A 14,660-nucleotide genomic window follows, 5' to 3' on the forward strand; every position below is an offset into this window, starting at 1 on the left:
TTTCTAGTCGGTGCCATTATAGGACAATGTTAAGACATCTCCCGCATTTTGTTTGAAAAAGTTACATTCTTTCCTGCGGACCTGCTTTTATTGATGACTCCTGAAGATTCAAATATGGACGCTTTGTCCCCTAACCCGAATGCCGTGGCCTACACGGACCCTTTGACGGGGCTGGGCAACCGTCGCCGTCTGATGGACAAGATCCGCAAGCTTGCTGCCGAACGCGCCGACGATCCTGCGCCCTTTACAATCGGCATCGCCAATATCGATGGCTTCAAGCCGATCAACGACCTCTTCGGTCACGCCGCGGGTGACGAAATATTGTGCCAGGTGGCGCACCGGTTGCGGGCCTGCTTGCCCGATGGCGGCTTTGTCGCCCGCATCGAAAGCGACGAATTCGCCTTCATCCTGCCGCTGGTTTTCGAGAAGAAGGGTGCCGAGAAAATCGGCCGCATGTTCAAGGACGTCCTGTCAGCCCCTTACGATCTGGGCGATCGCAATGTCCGCCTGTCGGCGTCTTTTGGCTTCGCCGTCTATCCGTTTGCCGGTGAGCAGTTCGCCGAATTGCTCAAGAGCGCCGATACCGCGTTGTATCGCTCCAAACGGCGCGGCCGTGGACAGATCACCGTCTATTCCGAGGAAATCGCAGAAGAAATGCGCCGCGGCACGCAGATCGAACAGGCGCTTCGCCGGGCGATCATTGCCGATGAGGTGGCGGTTCACTTCCAACCGATCGTTGATCTGGCCGATGGATCGATCCAGGGCTTTGAGGCACTCGCACGCTGGACCGACAAGGAACTGGGCTTCGTATCTCCCGCGGTGTTCATTCCGCTTGCCGAGGAACGCGGATTCATCGACTCGCTCACCGAAACGCTTCTGAAGAAGGCAGCGGAAACTGCCAGGCACTGGCCTTCCGGGATCTTCCTCTCGTTCAACCTCTCTTCCGCCCAATTGATCGACCCTGCAACGGCCTTCAATGTCCTTGCCGTGATCAATCGCGTTGGCCTCGACCCCCATCGCCTGGAGCTGGAGATCACCGAAACGGCGATGATGAGCGATCCGGAAGTTGCCGCCAAGGTGGTCACCGAACTCAGCAGCGTCGGAATCCGGGTGTCGCTTGATGATTTCGGCACCGGCCAGTCGAGCCTTGGCCGCTTGCGCGACTTTGCCTTCAACAAAGTCAAGATCGACCGCAGTTTTGTCAGCGAGATCACGGTCGACAAGTCAGCCGAACATATTGTCCGGGCCATCCTGGCCATGTGCGAAGGGCTCAATCTCAAGGTTATCGCCGAAGGCATTGAAACCGAGGAACAGGCCGCCAAGCTGAGGGAACTCGGCTGCAAGTCGGGGCAGGGCTGGCTCTATGGCAAGGCTGTCGATTCAACGGCGACCTTTGCTCTCCTTGAAGCCGAGGAAATTTCCCGCGCCCGCCGGGCAGGTCAGACCCAGCCTAACCGTTGACGTCCTGACCCTCTTTTGTCAGCCAGTTCAAAACCAGTTCCGTTTGCGCGGAGAGTGGGCGGCCTTTCGGCCAGATGACATGAAAGGCGGCGCCTGTGACCAGCCGGTGACCGGTCACTTTCTTGAGTAGTCCCGATGTCACCAGCCGCTCGGTCAGGTGCTGCCAGCTCAGCGCCACGCCTTGCCCCTCCATGACGGCCTGGATGACCAGAACGTAATCATTGATTGCCAGCCCGCGGTTCGCCGTTACCCCGTTGACGCCCGCGCTCATGAACCATTGCCGCCAGTCGCACGCGGTGCGAAACGGCTCCTCGAGATGGATCAGCTTGTGCTGCGTCAGGTGGGCGACGCTTTCCGGCATGCCGTGCTTTTCGAGATAGGCAGCACTTGCCACCGCCTCGATCACTTCCGGTGCGATCAGCGCGCTGTCATAATCGGCCCAGTCTTCCGGCCGTCCGCCGCGAACGCCGAGCTCGATGTTCTCGTTGCGAATGTCGAGATCCCGGTCGGCCGTCTGGATACGCAAGTCGATATCGGGCAGCTCGTCGCGCAGCCGGTGCAACCGCGGCAGCATCCACAGCGAGGCAAACGCGGTCGACGCCGCGAGCGTGACGGCGTTGGCCCGGCCACGCGCCCGGATGTCTTCCGCTGATTTCCGGATGTGGCTCAACCCCAGCGTGACATCCGCGTGGAACCGCCGCCCTGCCTCCGTCAGTGATACCGCCCGGTGCGCACGGTGGAACAGCGACGTGCCGAGTTGGCCTTCCAGCGACCGGATTGCGTAGCTCACCGCGGCCTGCGTCATCCCCAGCTCCTGCGCGGCCCTGGTGAAGCTGATCTGCCGTCCGGCCGCTTCGAAAACGATGAGATTGCCGGCAGAGGGCAACAGGTGGCGAAGGTTATCCATAAGCCCAGCTTATCCCAAGCCATGGAATTTTCCAGCATTACATCCGCTCGCGATGCTCCTAGACTTCTTCATCGGAGGACACGCCATGGACACCGCAGATATCACCGAAGCACGAGGTTCACAGGGGCGCAGGCGGGAACGGGCGGGCGGTCGCGACGGGCGCCGGTCCGGGCAGGGTGCCGCGCCGCCGCACCGCTCGGCCCCCTATATTGTCCGCAATATTCCAACCTACGACATTCTCGGCGAGGAGAACCTGGTCAGGATCGAGGCCGCCGCAGACCGCATCCTGGCCGAAGTCGGCATAGAATTTCGTGACGACCCGGTGGCTCTCGAGCACTGGAAGAGGGCCGGCGCCACGGTCGATGGTCTTCTCGTCCGGTTCGAACCGGGGATGTTGCGCGAGATCCTCAAGTCCGCGCCGTCGACCTTCACCCAGCATGCCCGAAACCCGGCCAACAATGTCGAGATCGGCGGCAAGAGCGTTGTCTTCGCCCCCGCCTATGGATCGCCCTTCGTCATGGATCTCGACAGGGGGCGCCGCTACGGTACGATCGAGGACTTCCGCAATTTCATCAAGCTGGCGCAATCGAGCCCCTGGCTGCATCATTCCGGCGGCACCATTTGCGAGCCTGTCGATGTGCCGGTCAACAAGCGCCATCTCGACATGGCCTATGCGCACCTGAAATACTCCGACCGGGGTTTCATGGGATCGGTCACGGCGGAAAGCCGCGCCGAGGAATCCATTGAAATGGCCCGGATCGTCTTTGGCCGCGATTTCGTCGACCAGAACTGCGTGATCCTCGGCAATGTCAACGTCAACTCGCCGCTGGTCTGGGACGGCACCATGACCAATGTGCTCAGAGCCTATGCCCGGGCCAACCAGGCTGCGGTCATCGTGCCGTTCATCCTCGGCGGCGCCATGGGGCCGGTGACCAATGCCGGCGCGATCGCGCAGTCGCTGGCCGAGACCATGGCCGGCTGCGCGCTGACCCAGCTCGAGCGCAAGGGCGCGCCGGTGATCTTCGGTAATTTCCTCTCGTCGATGTCGCTGCGCACCGGTTCCCCCACCTTCGGAACTCCCGAACCGGCCATCGGCTCGATGGTGATCGGGCAGCTGGCACGGAGGCTCAACCTGCCTTTGAGGTGCGCCGGCAATTTCTCCAATTCGAAACTGCCCGATGCACAGGCGATGAACGAGGGCACAATGTCGATGCTTTCGGCGGTGCATTGCGGGGCTAACTTCATCCTGCATTCCGCCGGATTCCTCGACGGGCTGCTGTCGATGTCCTACGAGAAATTCGTCATGGACGCCGATTTCTGCGGCGCGTTGCACTCCTATCTGGCCGGCGTCGTCGTCGATGACAACACGCTGGCCATCGACGCATTCCTCGAGGTTGGCATCGGAAAGCATTTTCTCGGTTGCGCCCACACGATGGAAAACTACCAGACCGCGTTCTGGGATTCCGAGATTGCCGACAACGAGCCGTTCGAAAAGTGGGACACGCTGGGCCGCACCGATGCGGCGACCCGCGCCAATCTGCGCTGGAAGCGGATGCTGGCCGACTACCAGGCCCCGCCGCTCGACGTGGCGCTCGACGAGGCGCTTGTGGATTATGTCGACCGCACCAAGGCGGGAATGTCCGACGCATGGTATTGAGAAGCAAAGTCCCTGTTGGAGCCGCTCAATGCTGAAATACCTTGTTGTCTTGTCCATGTTCGTAGCAGCCACCGCTCCTGCCGCCGCAGGCGATGCGAGCGACGTGGTGAGGGTCTTCTATGACGATCCGGCAGCCTTGTCTGACCCGGGCAAGCGGGCCTTGTTCACCGGGCCTGCACTCAATTTCCTCAATGCGGCGGACGCAGCCTGGGACCGGGATGAAACCGTCTGCATCGACTTCGGTTTCGCGGTCGACGCCCAGGATTATGATGACGCGGAAATCCTCAGGACGCTCCAGCTTGATGAAACCGTCAGCGGGAATACCGCCAGCGTGATCGCGCAATTCGACAATTTCGGTCAGCCCACCCGTATCGAGTGGACGCTCAGCAAGGACGCAGGCAGCTGGCTGGTATCCGACATCGCTTCAGAAGCCAATCAATGGCGTGTCTCGAACATGGTCTGCGAATGAACTGACAACGCTCCGGGGCTGGGATTTGCCGTCCCCGGACAATCCAATCCCGAGGAGCCGTCACCGATGGTGCAAGTCAACGATCCGCTGCTGCAACCCTATCAGCTCAAGCATCTGACGCTGAAGAACCGGATCATGACCACCAGTCACGAACCGGCCTATCCCGAAGACGGCATGCCCAAGGACCGCTACCGCGCCTACCATGTCGAACGTGCCAGGGCCGGCATCGCCATGACCATGACGGCAGGCTCTGCTGCGGTCTCGAAAGACAGCCCGCCGGTTTTCAACAACGTGCTGGCCTACAAGGACGAGGTCGTAGGCTGGATGAGGAAGCTCACCGACGAGTGCCACGAGCACGGCTGCGCGGTGATGATCCAGTTGACCCATCTCGGCCGCCGCACCCACTGGAACAAGGGCGACTGGCTGCCGGCGCTCTCGACCAGCCACCAGCGCGAGCCGGCGCACCGGGCCTTCCCGAAGAAGATGGAAGACTGGGACATCGCCCGGGTGATCACCGATTACGCCGACGCCGCCGAGCGCATGGCCGAGGCCGGTCTCGATGGCGTCGAGCTCGAATGCTACGGCCACCTTATGGACCAGTTCATGTCGCCGCTGACCAATGAGCTCGATGGACCCTATGGCGGCAGTCTGGAAAACCGCGCCCGCTTCGCCCTCGATGTGGTTGCGGCGATCAGGGCGAGGGTCGGCGAAAAGCTGCTCGTCGGCATCCGCTACACCGCCGATGAGACTGCGAAGGGCGGGATCAACGAGGAAGAAGGCGTCGCCATTGGCCACATGTTCAAGGCATCGGGTCAGGTCGATTTTCTCAATGTCATCCGGGGCCAGATCCACACCGATCCGGCGATGACCGATGTCATCCCGGTTCAGGGCATGCGTTCGGCCCCGCATCTCGATTTCGCAGGCCGCATCCGCGCCGAAGTCGGGTTGCCGACATTCCATGCAGCCCGCATCCCGGATGTGGCCACGGCCCGGCATGCCATCTCCGAGGGCAAGCTCGACATGGTCGGAATGACCCGCGCCCACATGGCCGATCCGCATCTGGTTCGGAAGATCATGGAAGGCCGCGAGGATGACATCCGCCCCTGTGTCGGCGCCACCTATTGTCTCGACCGGATCTACCAGGCGGGGGACGCGCTCTGCATCCACAATCCGGCCACCGGCCGTGAACTCACCATGCCGCACACGATCCCGCGCGCCGAGACGTCGAAGCGCGTCGTCATCGTCGGCGCCGGGCCTGCGGGCCTCGAGGCGGCCCGCGTCGCCGCCGAGCGCGGGCACCGGGTCACGGTGTTCGAGGCGCAGCCCGACCCGGGCGGCCAGATCCGGCTGACCGTGCAGAACCAGCGCCGCAAGGAAATGATCGGCATCATCGAGTGGCGCATGGCGCAATGCGCCGCCCGCGATGTCGAGTTCCGTTTCAACACATGGGCTGAAGCCGAAGATGTGCTGGCCGAGAACCCCGACGCGGTGATCATCGCCACCGGCGGCCTGCCGCACACCGAGGTTCTGGAAGCAGGCAACGACCTGGTGGTCTCAAGCTGGGATCTGATCTCCGGCGACGTCAAGCCGGGCAAGCAGGTCCTGATCTATGACGACGCCGGCGATCATGCCGGACTGCAGGCCGCTGAGGTGGCCGCTGCCGCCGGCGCCTCGGTCGAGATCATGACGCCCGACCGCAGCTTCGCGCCCGACGTGATGGCGATGAACCTGGTGCCCTACATGCGGTCGCTGCAGGACAAGGACGTGACCTTCACCGTCACCTACCGGCTGACCTCGGTCGAGCGCGATGGCAATCGGTTGAAGGCCATCATCGGCAGCGATTACATGCCGCTCGCCAAGACGCGCCATTTCGACCAGGTCGTCATCAACCACGGCACTTTGCCGCTCGATGAGCTCTATTTCGAGCTCAGGCCGCAGTCGTCCAATCTCGGACAGGTCGATTATGACGCGTTCATTGCAGGCAGGTCGCAGACCCTGAACGGCGGGCCCACGGATGGCCAGGGTTTCCAGCTGTTCCGCATCGGCGACGCGATTGCCGCGCGCAACACCCATGCCGCCATCTACGATGCGCTGAGGCTGATGAAGGAGATTTGACTTATAACGCATTGCGTTATGTAACGTGTTGCGTTATGCTGCTTCATGATCCTTGGGTTCGATGATCCGGAAGCTGAGTTGATTTGGGCAGGCACTCGTAGCCGTCGCCTTCCTTACGATATTCAAGCCACGGCCTTGCGAAAATTGCGTTTGCTCAATCAGGCCATGGTCCTGACGGACCTCCGAATACCGCCGGGCAACCGCCTCGAAGCGTTGAAGGGGAACTGGTCGGGTTGGCACAGCATCAGGATCAACAGCCAATGGCGCATTTGCTTTGTATGGGAAGATAGAGGACCCAGAGATGTCAAAATCGTCGACTATCACGACTGATCTGCTGCCCAACCCGCATCCGGGCGAAATCCTTCTTGAGGAGTTTCTCAGGCCTATGGGGCTTAGCCAGAATGCAGTGGCGCGTGCCGTTCATGTACCGCCGCGGCGGATCAACGAAATAGTCCTGGGCAAGCGCGCCGTCACGGCTGACACGGATCTGCGTCTTGCCCGGTTTTTCGGAATGTCCGAAGGGTTCTTTTTGGGACTTCAGGCGGATTTCGACATGATGGAACGCCGAAGGGTGATCGGCAACGAGTTGAAGCAGATCGAGCCTTACGCAGCGTGATTCTCATCCGCATGGCTGCTGCATTCGCACCTGTATGGGCCCTTTGTCCTCAATGCCTGTAGGTTTGGTCTGTTCCTAACTCCCAGTCCCCGAAGCAGGCATGATCGCAACCCCGGAAGGCTCCAGCACACGCTTGCCTAGCAGCAATTCTCCGCTCCAGCCCAGTTCCGCCAGGTCGAAGACCGTTTCGCCGTAATTAAACGCGAACACATGCCCGCCATGCCGCCTGAGCCGCACGCCTTCGGGGAGATCCGTGGTCGTCAGGCCAGCGTCGACCGCCATGCGCTGCAGGATGGTGCGCATCAACTCCGGATCCGGCCAGCCGCCAAGATAGTGGCGGTTTCCCCTGGCCACCAGCGCCGGCACGCCATCCTCGGCGATCAGGACCGTCCCGGTGTCGGCGCCAACCTCGAGATATTCGCGCCAGAACCGGATCGTGCCGCCGCCCTTGACCGGCACCGGCGTATCCGCGCGCAGCGTTTCGATCCGGGACACCCGTACGTCGAGTACGCCCTCCGGCAACGCCGGCGGCAGGGCCTCGGGAATGACGAAATCGGCGGTCTTCGAGCCTGAGCGCGGGCCGATCAGCACATGGCCTTCATGCGACCTGATCGCTTCGATCAGCGTTTGCGACCAGGTGAACAGGCCGGGGATCACGACCAGCCCGTAGCCTTCGAGACTCGGCGTATCGGCGGCAACGAAGTCCACCGAAAGGCCAAGCCGCCGCAGCGTGCGGTAGAAGTCGAACACCAGCCGGAAATAGTCGAACTCGCGGCCCTGCGGCTGGATCTCCCAGGCCCAGGCGGAAGCGTAGTCGAAGACGATCGCCACGTCTGCGCGCCCGATTTTGTCGTCGAGTTCGCCGCCAAGCTTTGCAAGCTCCTTCGCCACCTGCGCCGCCTCGAAATACCCCTCGGCCTCGACGGAGTCCGGGCGCAGCAGGCCCGCATGCATCTGCTCTTGCGCGAACGGCGCCTGCCGCCAACGGAAATAGCTTACCGTTTCGGCCCCGTGGGCGAAGGCCTCCCAGCTCCACAGCCGCACCATGCCGTCGCGTGGCGCGGGATTGTGCGGCGCCCAGTTCACCGGCCCGGGCTGCTGTTCCATCACCCACCAGCGCCCCTTCGAAGTAGCGCGGTAGAGATCATGGTGGAAGGCCTGGAAATCAGGATCGCCGGCGCGCGCGAACTGCCGCTTCCAGGCATCGTCCTGATCGGAGCGGTCTTCGAGAAAACCGAGCGGATAGGAATCCCAGCTTGAAATATCGAGATCGGCCCCGACTGCGAAATGATCAAACGCCAGCGTCCGGCCCATGAAATTGTGGATCACGTCGCGGCCCGGCGAATGCGCCCGGATGATATCGGCCTGCGCCTTGTTGAAGCGCACCACCATGTCAGAGGCGTAGCGGCGGAAATCCATCACATGTGCCGGATTGGCTTCCGTCACCGTCAGGTTCGGCAGCTCCACCTCGCCGAAATCAGCCACCTCCATCGACCAGAACACCGTACCCCAGGCACGGTTGAGCGCATCGGGGGACTGGTATTTCCGTTGCAGCCATTGCTGAAACCCGGCGCGTGCCGCGGCGGAATAGGACAGCGTGGTGTTGTGGCAGTCATATTCATTGTCGGTCTGCCAGGCGCATACGCCCGGATGCTCGCCAAAGGCCCTGGCCAGCTTGAGTGTGATGCGCTTGCTCTCTTCCAGATAGCCGTCATGGGAAAAATCATAGTGGCGGCGCGAGCCGAACCCGCGCACCGATCCGTCGACCCCCACCGGCAGCATGTCCGGCATCTCGTCCACCAGCCATTTCGGCGGCGTCGCCGTCGGTGTCCCGAGCACCACTTTCAGACCGGCGCCATGCAGGGTGTCGATGGCGCGGCGCAGCCAGTCGAAATCGTAGGCGCCGCGTTTGGGCTCAAGCCGCGACCAGGCGAATTCCCCGACCCGCACATGGGTCAGGCCGAGCCCCGCCATGCGCTCCGCGTCTTCCGTCCACTGGCTCTCCGGCCAGTGTTCCGGGTAATAGCACACACCGAGCGTACGGTTCATTTGGGCAGGCTCCGGACAGGGTCAGAGAATGTAGTCGGGCTCGAACCGGCCCTTGACCGGGTGATCGAGCAGGAAGATCGATCCGGCCTCGGGGTCGGCGGCAAGCGCTGCATCCGAGAGGCCTTCGCGTGCTGACGTCACCAGTAGTCTGTCAGCCTCGGCGCCGACGAAGGCGGGGCAGCTCGATTGGCTTGCCGGCACCTTGAGCGAGATGACCCGCTCGCCATCCGCCGAGTATCCGTCGATGCATCCCGCGCCCCATCTTGCATTCCAGATCATCCCGTCGTGGTCACACACCGCGCCATCGATCCCGCCGTCGCCGCCACGGTGATCGAAGAAGATTTCTGGCGAACCGGCGGGAAGGGCGGTTGTGGGATCGATAGCGACACGCATCAGCTTGCCCGCCATCGTGTCGGTGAAATAGGCGGTTGCGCCGTCGGGCGAGAAGCAGATCGCGTTGGGAATGGTGATGTCTGGGAACAGCGTTGTCACGTTGCCGCGCGCCACATGGTAGATTGCGCCGGCATGTTTTTCAGCACTCTTGCCCATGGTGCCGAACCACAGCGCACCGCAGGGATGCACCCGTCCGTCATTCGAGCGGGTTGCTGCGTTGTCTGCCTCGATCGCGGTGATGAGCTCCAGCTCACCCGTCGCCACGTGCCTCAGATGCAGCCCGGTCTCGGTGACAATCACCTGCCGGCTGTCATCGACCCGCGCACAAACGCTGCCCATCAGCGGCAGATCGTGAACTTTCACGGCATCGATGGCCAGTTCGTACTGGTAGAGCTTGCGGCCGAGGATATCGAACCACCAGGCCGTGCCGGTGTGCGGATCGTAGCTCGGCCCCTCGCCAAGCGTGCAGGCAGGGGCGTTCAGCTTGCGTCCCGAGAATGCGGTTGGTTCAGTGGTCAAGACCCGTCCTCCTTGAGCTGATCGAAGGCCGCAATGGCAGCAGCGCCTCGGCGCGTAACTTCTTCGGCCGGCATCCCGGCCTTGTAGAGACTGGAGCCCAGCCCGAAGGTTCTTACGCCGGCCTTGGCATAGGCGGCGAAATCCTCGTTCGAAACGCCGCCGACCGCACCGACCGGCACATCCTTTGGCAGGACCGCGCGAATGGCGCTGATGCCAGAGGGGCCAAGAACGCTGGCCGGAAAGAATTTCAGCGCCGAGGCGCCCGCGGCACACGCGGCCAGGGCTTCGGTCGGCGTGAACACGCCGGGCATGGTCACCATGCCATGCGACGCGGCCTGGGCAATGACTTCCCGCTCGACATTGGGGCTGACCATCAACCGCCCGCCGACACTTTCGAGGCGGTCGACATCATCCACCGACAAGACTGTCCCGGCTCCGATCAGCACCTCTTTCGGCGCGCGCTTGACCGCGATCTCGATCGACCGGAACGGGTCGGGCGAATTGAGCGGTATTTCGATCGCCGTGAAGCCCGCCTCGATAAGGCCGTCGACAATCGCGGCGGTTTCATCGGGCTTGATGCCGCGCAGGATGGCCACTAGGCTGCGCGTCATCGCAGGAAACTTGATCCGCATCATTGGTCTTGCCGATCCCCGTTGGTGTTGGAAAAACGCTGCCAGGATTCCAGTAGCCCGCGGCGGACGGCCACGTCGGCTTCAATGCCGCGAACCTTGACCCCGCATTCGGTGAGTGCCGCGTGGTATAGCCGTTGCAGTGCCCCGCTCGCCACCAGCCCGACTTGCTCGTCACCGCTGATCCCCGCGCCGGCGAACTCCGCACCGATCAGCAGCCCCGACAGCCGGGCCCGGTTGTCACTGGCCTGATGGTCATGGAGCAATTGTCCAGCCCGGATCGAAAACAGGTGGTGCGTGGTCTTCGCCGGCTGGTTCCAGCCATCGCGGACGCCGGTCAGAAAGGCCGGGTCATTGGCGTCGACGCTGCCGTCGCCGGTGGAATGCCTGAGGATGGTCTTGCCGCTGATGACGGAAAACAATTCTCCCGTCATGAAGGTCTCGAAGGCGGTGACCGTCGCGCCGTCCATGCTGACCCACTTCGAATGCGTCCCCGGCATGCAGTAGCGCTCGCCACCGGGCATTTCCAGATGCGCGCCAAGCAATTGCGTTTCCTCGCCGCGCATCACGTCGGGTTCGGCTTCCGAGCGCACGGCCAGCCCTGGAATAATGATGATCCGCCGCGCCGTGCCGGGCACGATGGTCGCTGTCTCGCCGATTGTGGTGACGTCGGCCGGGGTGTCGATGTAGCCGGCTTCGACCCACCCCTGGCGAGATCCTGCCATGCCGCAGATGACCACCGGCAGGTGATCGGCGGCAGAGAGAGCGGCGAGATGGGTTTCGAGCACCGGCTCAAACCCGCGCTCGGCAACCTCGCTCATGCCCTCGTGGCTGCGGTGTTCGGCGAGCACAGTTCCGTCCGCCGACATCAGCCAGAGACGGAAGCTCGATGTCCCCCAGTCGACGGCAACAAGGGCGGGTGTTTTGCTCACATCATGCCTCCATCGGCAATCAGCACCTGCGCGGTAATCATCGCCGAGGCGCCGGATGCCAGGAACAGGCAGGGCCCGACCATGTCTTCCGGTTCGATCGCCCGCTTGAGGCATTGCCGGTCGATCATCGCCGCAAGACCTTCTTCGGTGACCCAGAGCTCCTTCTGCCGCTCCGTCATCACCCAGCCCGGCGCGATGGCGTTGACGCGGATGCCGTCAGGACCAAGCCGCCCGGCAAGCCCCTTGGTCAGCCCGACGATCCCCGCCTTGGCGGCGGTGTAGGCGGGCATTGAACCGATGTTGAGCATGTAGGATGTAGAGGTGAAATTGACGATCGTGCCGCCGCCCGCCGCGATCATTCCCGGCGCCACGGCCTTGGCGGTAAAAGCCACCGGCCGCAGGTTGATAGCGTGGTTTTCATCCCAGTACTCGCCGGTCATGTCGAGCAGTTCATGCCGGTCGTCGAGCGCCGCATTGTTGACCAGTACCCGCGTTGGGCCATGCGCGGCTTCGGCCTGCGCAACCGCCCGGCTGATCGCCTCGAGATCCTTGAGATCGGTATGAATGAACAGGGGCGCGTGCCGGCTTGTGCCCGCCAGACGGTCGGCAAGCGCCCGGCTTGGCGCCTCGGCGATATCGATGAACGCAACCCGGGCGCCCTGTGCGGCAAAGCCCTCGGTCAGTGCCGCGCCGATGCCGCTGCCGCCGCCGGTGATCAGCACCGCCTTGTCCTTGAGGTCTGGAAATGTCGCTGTCTGCTCGCTCATCAGTTGTTCTCCGGATCGATTCGCTGCCCTTCGAGAACCGTCATGGAGGCAGGCACCGCGTTGGGCAAGCGGATACCTTGGTCCATCAGGAACGTACCGGATAGTCGCATCGTTTCCCCCTCGGCCAGAGTATTGACCATGCGGCGGTTGGCGAGCGGGCTCACATCTTCCGGGTTGACCAGGCGGATCTCGTAGATTGCCTCGGGATCGAGCCCTGCAGCGCGCAACGGCCTTTGGAAAATTTGCGCCGAAGCGCCGGCCTGGCCGGCAAACAGGATGAACCGGTCAGCCGCGCCGTCGACCGTCATCTCCGCGAACACCTCGGCGTCGTCGCTTTCCAGGCGGTGCAGTGCGCCCGAAAACAGGAAATCGCGGTTCTGCTTCCACCATGAGGTGACCCGGCGCAGCGTCCCGCCTTCTTCCTCGGTCAGTTCGCGGGGATCCATCTCGAAACCCATGTGCCGCTGTGCCGCCACCCAGGCCCTAAACGGCATCGACAGAACCCGGCCCGAGGTATGGCAATGGCGCGGGCCGACATGCGAGCCCTGAACCTCGGGCGCGATCCAGCGGCTGGCCTCGTGCTGCATCCGCAGGCGCTCCAGCGCATCGTTGGAGTCTGACAGCCAGACCCGGCTTGCCAGTTCCAGCACGCCGAAATCGATGCGCCCGCCGCCAGAGGAGCAGCTTTCGAAATCCAGGTCCGGGTGCGCGCGCACCAGGTCTGACAGCAGTGTCATGAAGCCGCGTGCCTGGTCCGGCCCGCCGCCGGTCAGCGGCCGGTTGTGGTCCCATTTGACATAGTCGATATCGTGTGAGGACAGGATCGCGTCGATCTGGCGGAACAGATGCGCCCGTACCTCGGGCCTGGCCATATCGAGCACATGCTGGTTGCGGCCGCTCGGCTGGTCGTCGGGGCCGAGCATGTAGTCGGAATGCGCCCGGAACAGCTCGCTGTCGCGGTTGACCATCTCCGGCTCGAACCAGAGCCCGAAGCGCATGCCTTCGCCGTGGACATGCTCGATCAGGGGGGAGAGCCCGTCGGGGAATTTCGCCCGGTCGATCTCCCAGTCGCCCAGACTCGAAGTGTCGTCGTTGCGGCCGCGGAACCAGCCGTCATCGAGCACGAAGCGCTCGGCGCCCAGTTTCGCGGCGAGCGAGGCGATGGATTTGAGCTCCTCGAGATCGTGCCGGAAATAGACCGCCTCCCAGCAATTGTAATGCACCGGACGCGGCTCGCGCTTGCGCCGCGCGTTGACCGGCGCCTGGATGGCGCGGAGGTGCCGGTGAAATGCATGGGACAATCCGTTGAAGCCCTGGTCCGACCAGAACAGGTGCAGGGTGGGCGAAGCAATTTCGCCGCGCGCCAGTCCGTCATCAAGTACGCCGAACTGCACCTGCCGCCGCCCGTCGGGCAGCTCCTCGGCCAGCATCCTATGCCCGCCGCTCCAGGCAAGCGTGGCGGCGAGGCAGGCGCCGCCGTGTTCGCCTGTGGCGCCGGTCGCCAGCGTTACGCCGGGAAAATGCGCGTGCCCGGTCCGCCCCTCGCGGCTCTCCCGGCTGTGCGCGCCGGTTCTGAATGGCACTTCCTGCCGCCGGAACTCCCCGCACCAGCGCCCGGAATGGTCGATGATACGGTCCATGCCGGCCGGTGCCGGGATAGCCGGGGCGGCAAGCCAGCTGCAGCTCCAGCCCTTGGGTATGGTCACCGTCTGCGACAGTTTGAGGATGCCGGTTTCGGGATCGAGACGGGCCGAGATAACGAGCCTGACGCCGTCCGGCTTGCCGCGATCGAGCAGCGTGAAACTTGTCCCTTCAGCGCCGTCGCTCTCGGTTTCGGCAAGCTTCGGATTGGCCAGGTAGTTCCGGCCATCAGCCGTCTGCAGGATCATGCCCGGGTGGCCTTGCCAGCCGGTGATTGCCAGCGGGCACAGTGTGAGCGGCAGGAACGGATCGATCTGTCCGGCGCCGACATTGGGTATGGTGGCGATCGCCAGCGCCGCGAGGTCATCTGTCGCGGGCAGGGACCGGCCGAAATGGATGAGGCATGGCGCGCCCTTGTTGAAGCTGGCGAAGACGGCTGTACGACCGCCTCCGTCAAGCCGGGTCACATCGATGACGGCAAAATCTGGCATGTCGGGGCGTGTCA

At 63.3% G+C, this 14,660-nt stretch carries 13 protein-coding genes; 6 read left to right on the top strand and 7 right to left on the bottom strand.

What is annotated here, in order from left to right; all coding sequences use genetic code 11:
• Window positions 1–114: 114 nt before the first annotated feature.
• Window positions 115–1,461 (top strand): putative bifunctional diguanylate cyclase/phosphodiesterase, encoded by a 1,347-nt coding sequence (locus tag O4H62_RS18440; RefSeq protein ID WP_269390071.1) that lies wholly within the window; start codon window positions 115–117, stop codon window positions 1,459–1,461.
• On the opposite strand, the gene O4H62_RS18445 is transcribed toward O4H62_RS18440, so the two are convergent.
• Window positions 1,451–2,368, bottom strand: a complete 918-nt coding sequence (locus O4H62_RS18445) for a LysR substrate-binding domain-containing protein (protein ID WP_269390072.1) — start codon at window positions 2,366–2,368, stop codon at window positions 1,451–1,453. The two genes, O4H62_RS18440 and O4H62_RS18445, sit on opposite strands and share 11 nt — an antisense overlap.
• A gap of 85 nt (window positions 2,369–2,453) precedes the next feature.
• Here O4H62_RS18445 and O4H62_RS18450 point away from each other — a divergent pair, with 85 nt between their 5' ends.
• The 5 genes from O4H62_RS18450 to O4H62_RS18470 all read left to right on the top strand — a co-directional run bounded on the left by O4H62_RS18450 (window position 2,454) and on the right by O4H62_RS18470 (window position 7,225).
• Window positions 2,454–4,025, top strand: a complete 1,572-nt coding sequence (locus tag O4H62_RS18450; RefSeq protein ID WP_269390074.1) for a trimethylamine methyltransferase family protein — start codon at window positions 2,454–2,456, stop codon at window positions 4,023–4,025.
• 28 nt (window positions 4,026–4,053) lie between these two features.
• A complete protein-coding gene (locus O4H62_RS18455; protein WP_269390075.1) occupies window positions 4,054–4,494 on the top strand; it encodes a hypothetical protein in 441 nt (146 codons plus the stop codon).
• Window positions 4,495–4,560: 66 nt separating this feature from the next.
• Window positions 4,561–6,609 carry an NADH:flavin oxidoreductase gene (locus O4H62_RS18460; RefSeq protein WP_269390076.1) on the top strand — a complete coding sequence of 683 codons (2,049 nt, stop codon included), beginning with the start codon at window positions 4,561–4,563 and terminating at the stop codon, window positions 6,607–6,609.
• Between the two features lie 45 nt (window positions 6,610–6,654).
• The gene (locus O4H62_RS18465) at window positions 6,655–6,939 is read left to right on the top strand and encodes a type II toxin-antitoxin system RelE/ParE family toxin (protein WP_269390077.1); all 285 of its coding nucleotides are present in this window, start codon (window positions 6,655–6,657) and stop codon (window positions 6,937–6,939) included.
• On the top strand, window positions 6,911–7,225 hold the full coding sequence (locus tag O4H62_RS18470; protein ID WP_269390079.1) for a HigA family addiction module antitoxin: 315 nt from the start codon (window positions 6,911–6,913) through the stop codon (window positions 7,223–7,225). Before O4H62_RS18465 ends, O4H62_RS18470 begins: the two co-directional genes overlap by 29 nt.
• A 75-nt stretch (window positions 7,226–7,300) precedes the next feature.
• Here the strand turns inward: O4H62_RS18470 and O4H62_RS18475 are convergent, their stop codons facing one another.
• The 6 genes from O4H62_RS18475 to O4H62_RS18500 are packed head-to-tail and all read right to left on the bottom strand — an operon-like array spanning window position 7,301 to window position 14,646.
• On the bottom strand, window positions 7,301–9,274 hold the full coding sequence (locus tag O4H62_RS18475) for a beta-galactosidase (protein WP_269390081.1): 1,974 nt from the start codon (window positions 9,272–9,274) through the stop codon (window positions 7,301–7,303).
• 21 nt (window positions 9,275–9,295) lie between these two features.
• Window positions 9,296–10,186, bottom strand: coding sequence for an SMP-30/gluconolactonase/LRE family protein (locus O4H62_RS18480; protein ID WP_269390082.1), 891 nt, complete (start codon window positions 10,184–10,186; stop codon window positions 9,296–9,298).
• Window positions 10,183–10,821 (bottom strand): 2-dehydro-3-deoxy-6-phosphogalactonate aldolase, encoded by a 639-nt coding sequence (locus tag O4H62_RS18485; protein WP_269390083.1) that lies wholly within the window; start codon window positions 10,819–10,821, stop codon window positions 10,183–10,185. The genes O4H62_RS18480 and O4H62_RS18485 overlap by 4 nt, the downstream gene beginning before the upstream one ends.
• Window positions 10,818–11,747: a 2-dehydro-3-deoxygalactonokinase gene (locus tag O4H62_RS18490; protein ID WP_269390085.1), complete on the bottom strand. Its 930-nt coding sequence runs from the start codon at window positions 11,745–11,747 to the stop codon at window positions 10,818–10,820. Before O4H62_RS18490 ends, O4H62_RS18485 begins: the two co-directional genes overlap by 4 nt.
• Entirely contained in the window at window positions 11,744–12,514 is a 771-nt protein-coding gene (locus O4H62_RS18495; protein WP_269390087.1) for an SDR family NAD(P)-dependent oxidoreductase, read from the bottom strand. Before O4H62_RS18495 ends, O4H62_RS18490 begins: the two co-directional genes overlap by 4 nt.
• On the bottom strand, window positions 12,514–14,646 hold the full coding sequence (locus tag O4H62_RS18500) for an alpha-galactosidase (protein WP_269390088.1): 2,133 nt from the start codon (window positions 14,644–14,646) through the stop codon (window positions 12,514–12,516). The genes O4H62_RS18495 and O4H62_RS18500 overlap by 1 nt, the downstream gene beginning before the upstream one ends.
• Window positions 14,647–14,660 lie beyond the last annotated feature (14 nt).

Origin of the sequence: Parahoeflea alexandrii, from assembly GCF_027214025.1 — a bacterium.
Classification (GTDB): domain Bacteria; phylum Pseudomonadota; class Alphaproteobacteria; order Rhizobiales; family Rhizobiaceae; genus Hoeflea; species Hoeflea alexandrii_A.

Coding starts and splice junctions, on each gene's coding strand:
- O4H62_RS18440 (WP_269390071.1), top strand. CDS start 115: ATGGACGCTTTGTCCCCTAACCCGAATGCCGTGGCCTACACGGACCCT.
- O4H62_RS18445 (WP_269390072.1), bottom strand. CDS start 2,368: ATGGATAACCTTCGCCACCTGTTGCCCTCTGCCGGCAATCTCATCGTT.
- O4H62_RS18450 (WP_269390074.1), top strand. CDS start 2,454: ATGGACACCGCAGATATCACCGAAGCACGAGGTTCACAGGGGCGCAGG.
- O4H62_RS18455 (WP_269390075.1), top strand. CDS start 4,054: ATGCTGAAATACCTTGTTGTCTTGTCCATGTTCGTAGCAGCCACCGCT.
- O4H62_RS18460 (WP_269390076.1), top strand. CDS start 4,561: ATGGTGCAAGTCAACGATCCGCTGCTGCAACCCTATCAGCTCAAGCAT.
- O4H62_RS18465 (WP_269390077.1), top strand. CDS start 6,655: ATGATCCTTGGGTTCGATGATCCGGAAGCTGAGTTGATTTGGGCAGGC.
- O4H62_RS18470 (WP_269390079.1), top strand. CDS start 6,911: ATGTCAAAATCGTCGACTATCACGACTGATCTGCTGCCCAACCCGCAT.
- O4H62_RS18475 (WP_269390081.1), bottom strand. CDS start 9,274: ATGAACCGTACGCTCGGTGTGTGCTATTACCCGGAACACTGGCCGGAG.
- O4H62_RS18485 (WP_269390083.1), bottom strand. CDS start 10,821: ATGATGCGGATCAAGTTTCCTGCGATGACGCGCAGCCTAGTGGCCATC.
- O4H62_RS18495 (WP_269390087.1), bottom strand. CDS start 12,514: ATGAGCGAGCAGACAGCGACATTTCCAGACCTCAAGGACAAGGCGGTG.
- O4H62_RS18500 (WP_269390088.1), bottom strand. CDS start 14,646: ATGCCAGATTTTGCCGTCATCGATGTGACCCGGCTTGACGGAGGCGGT.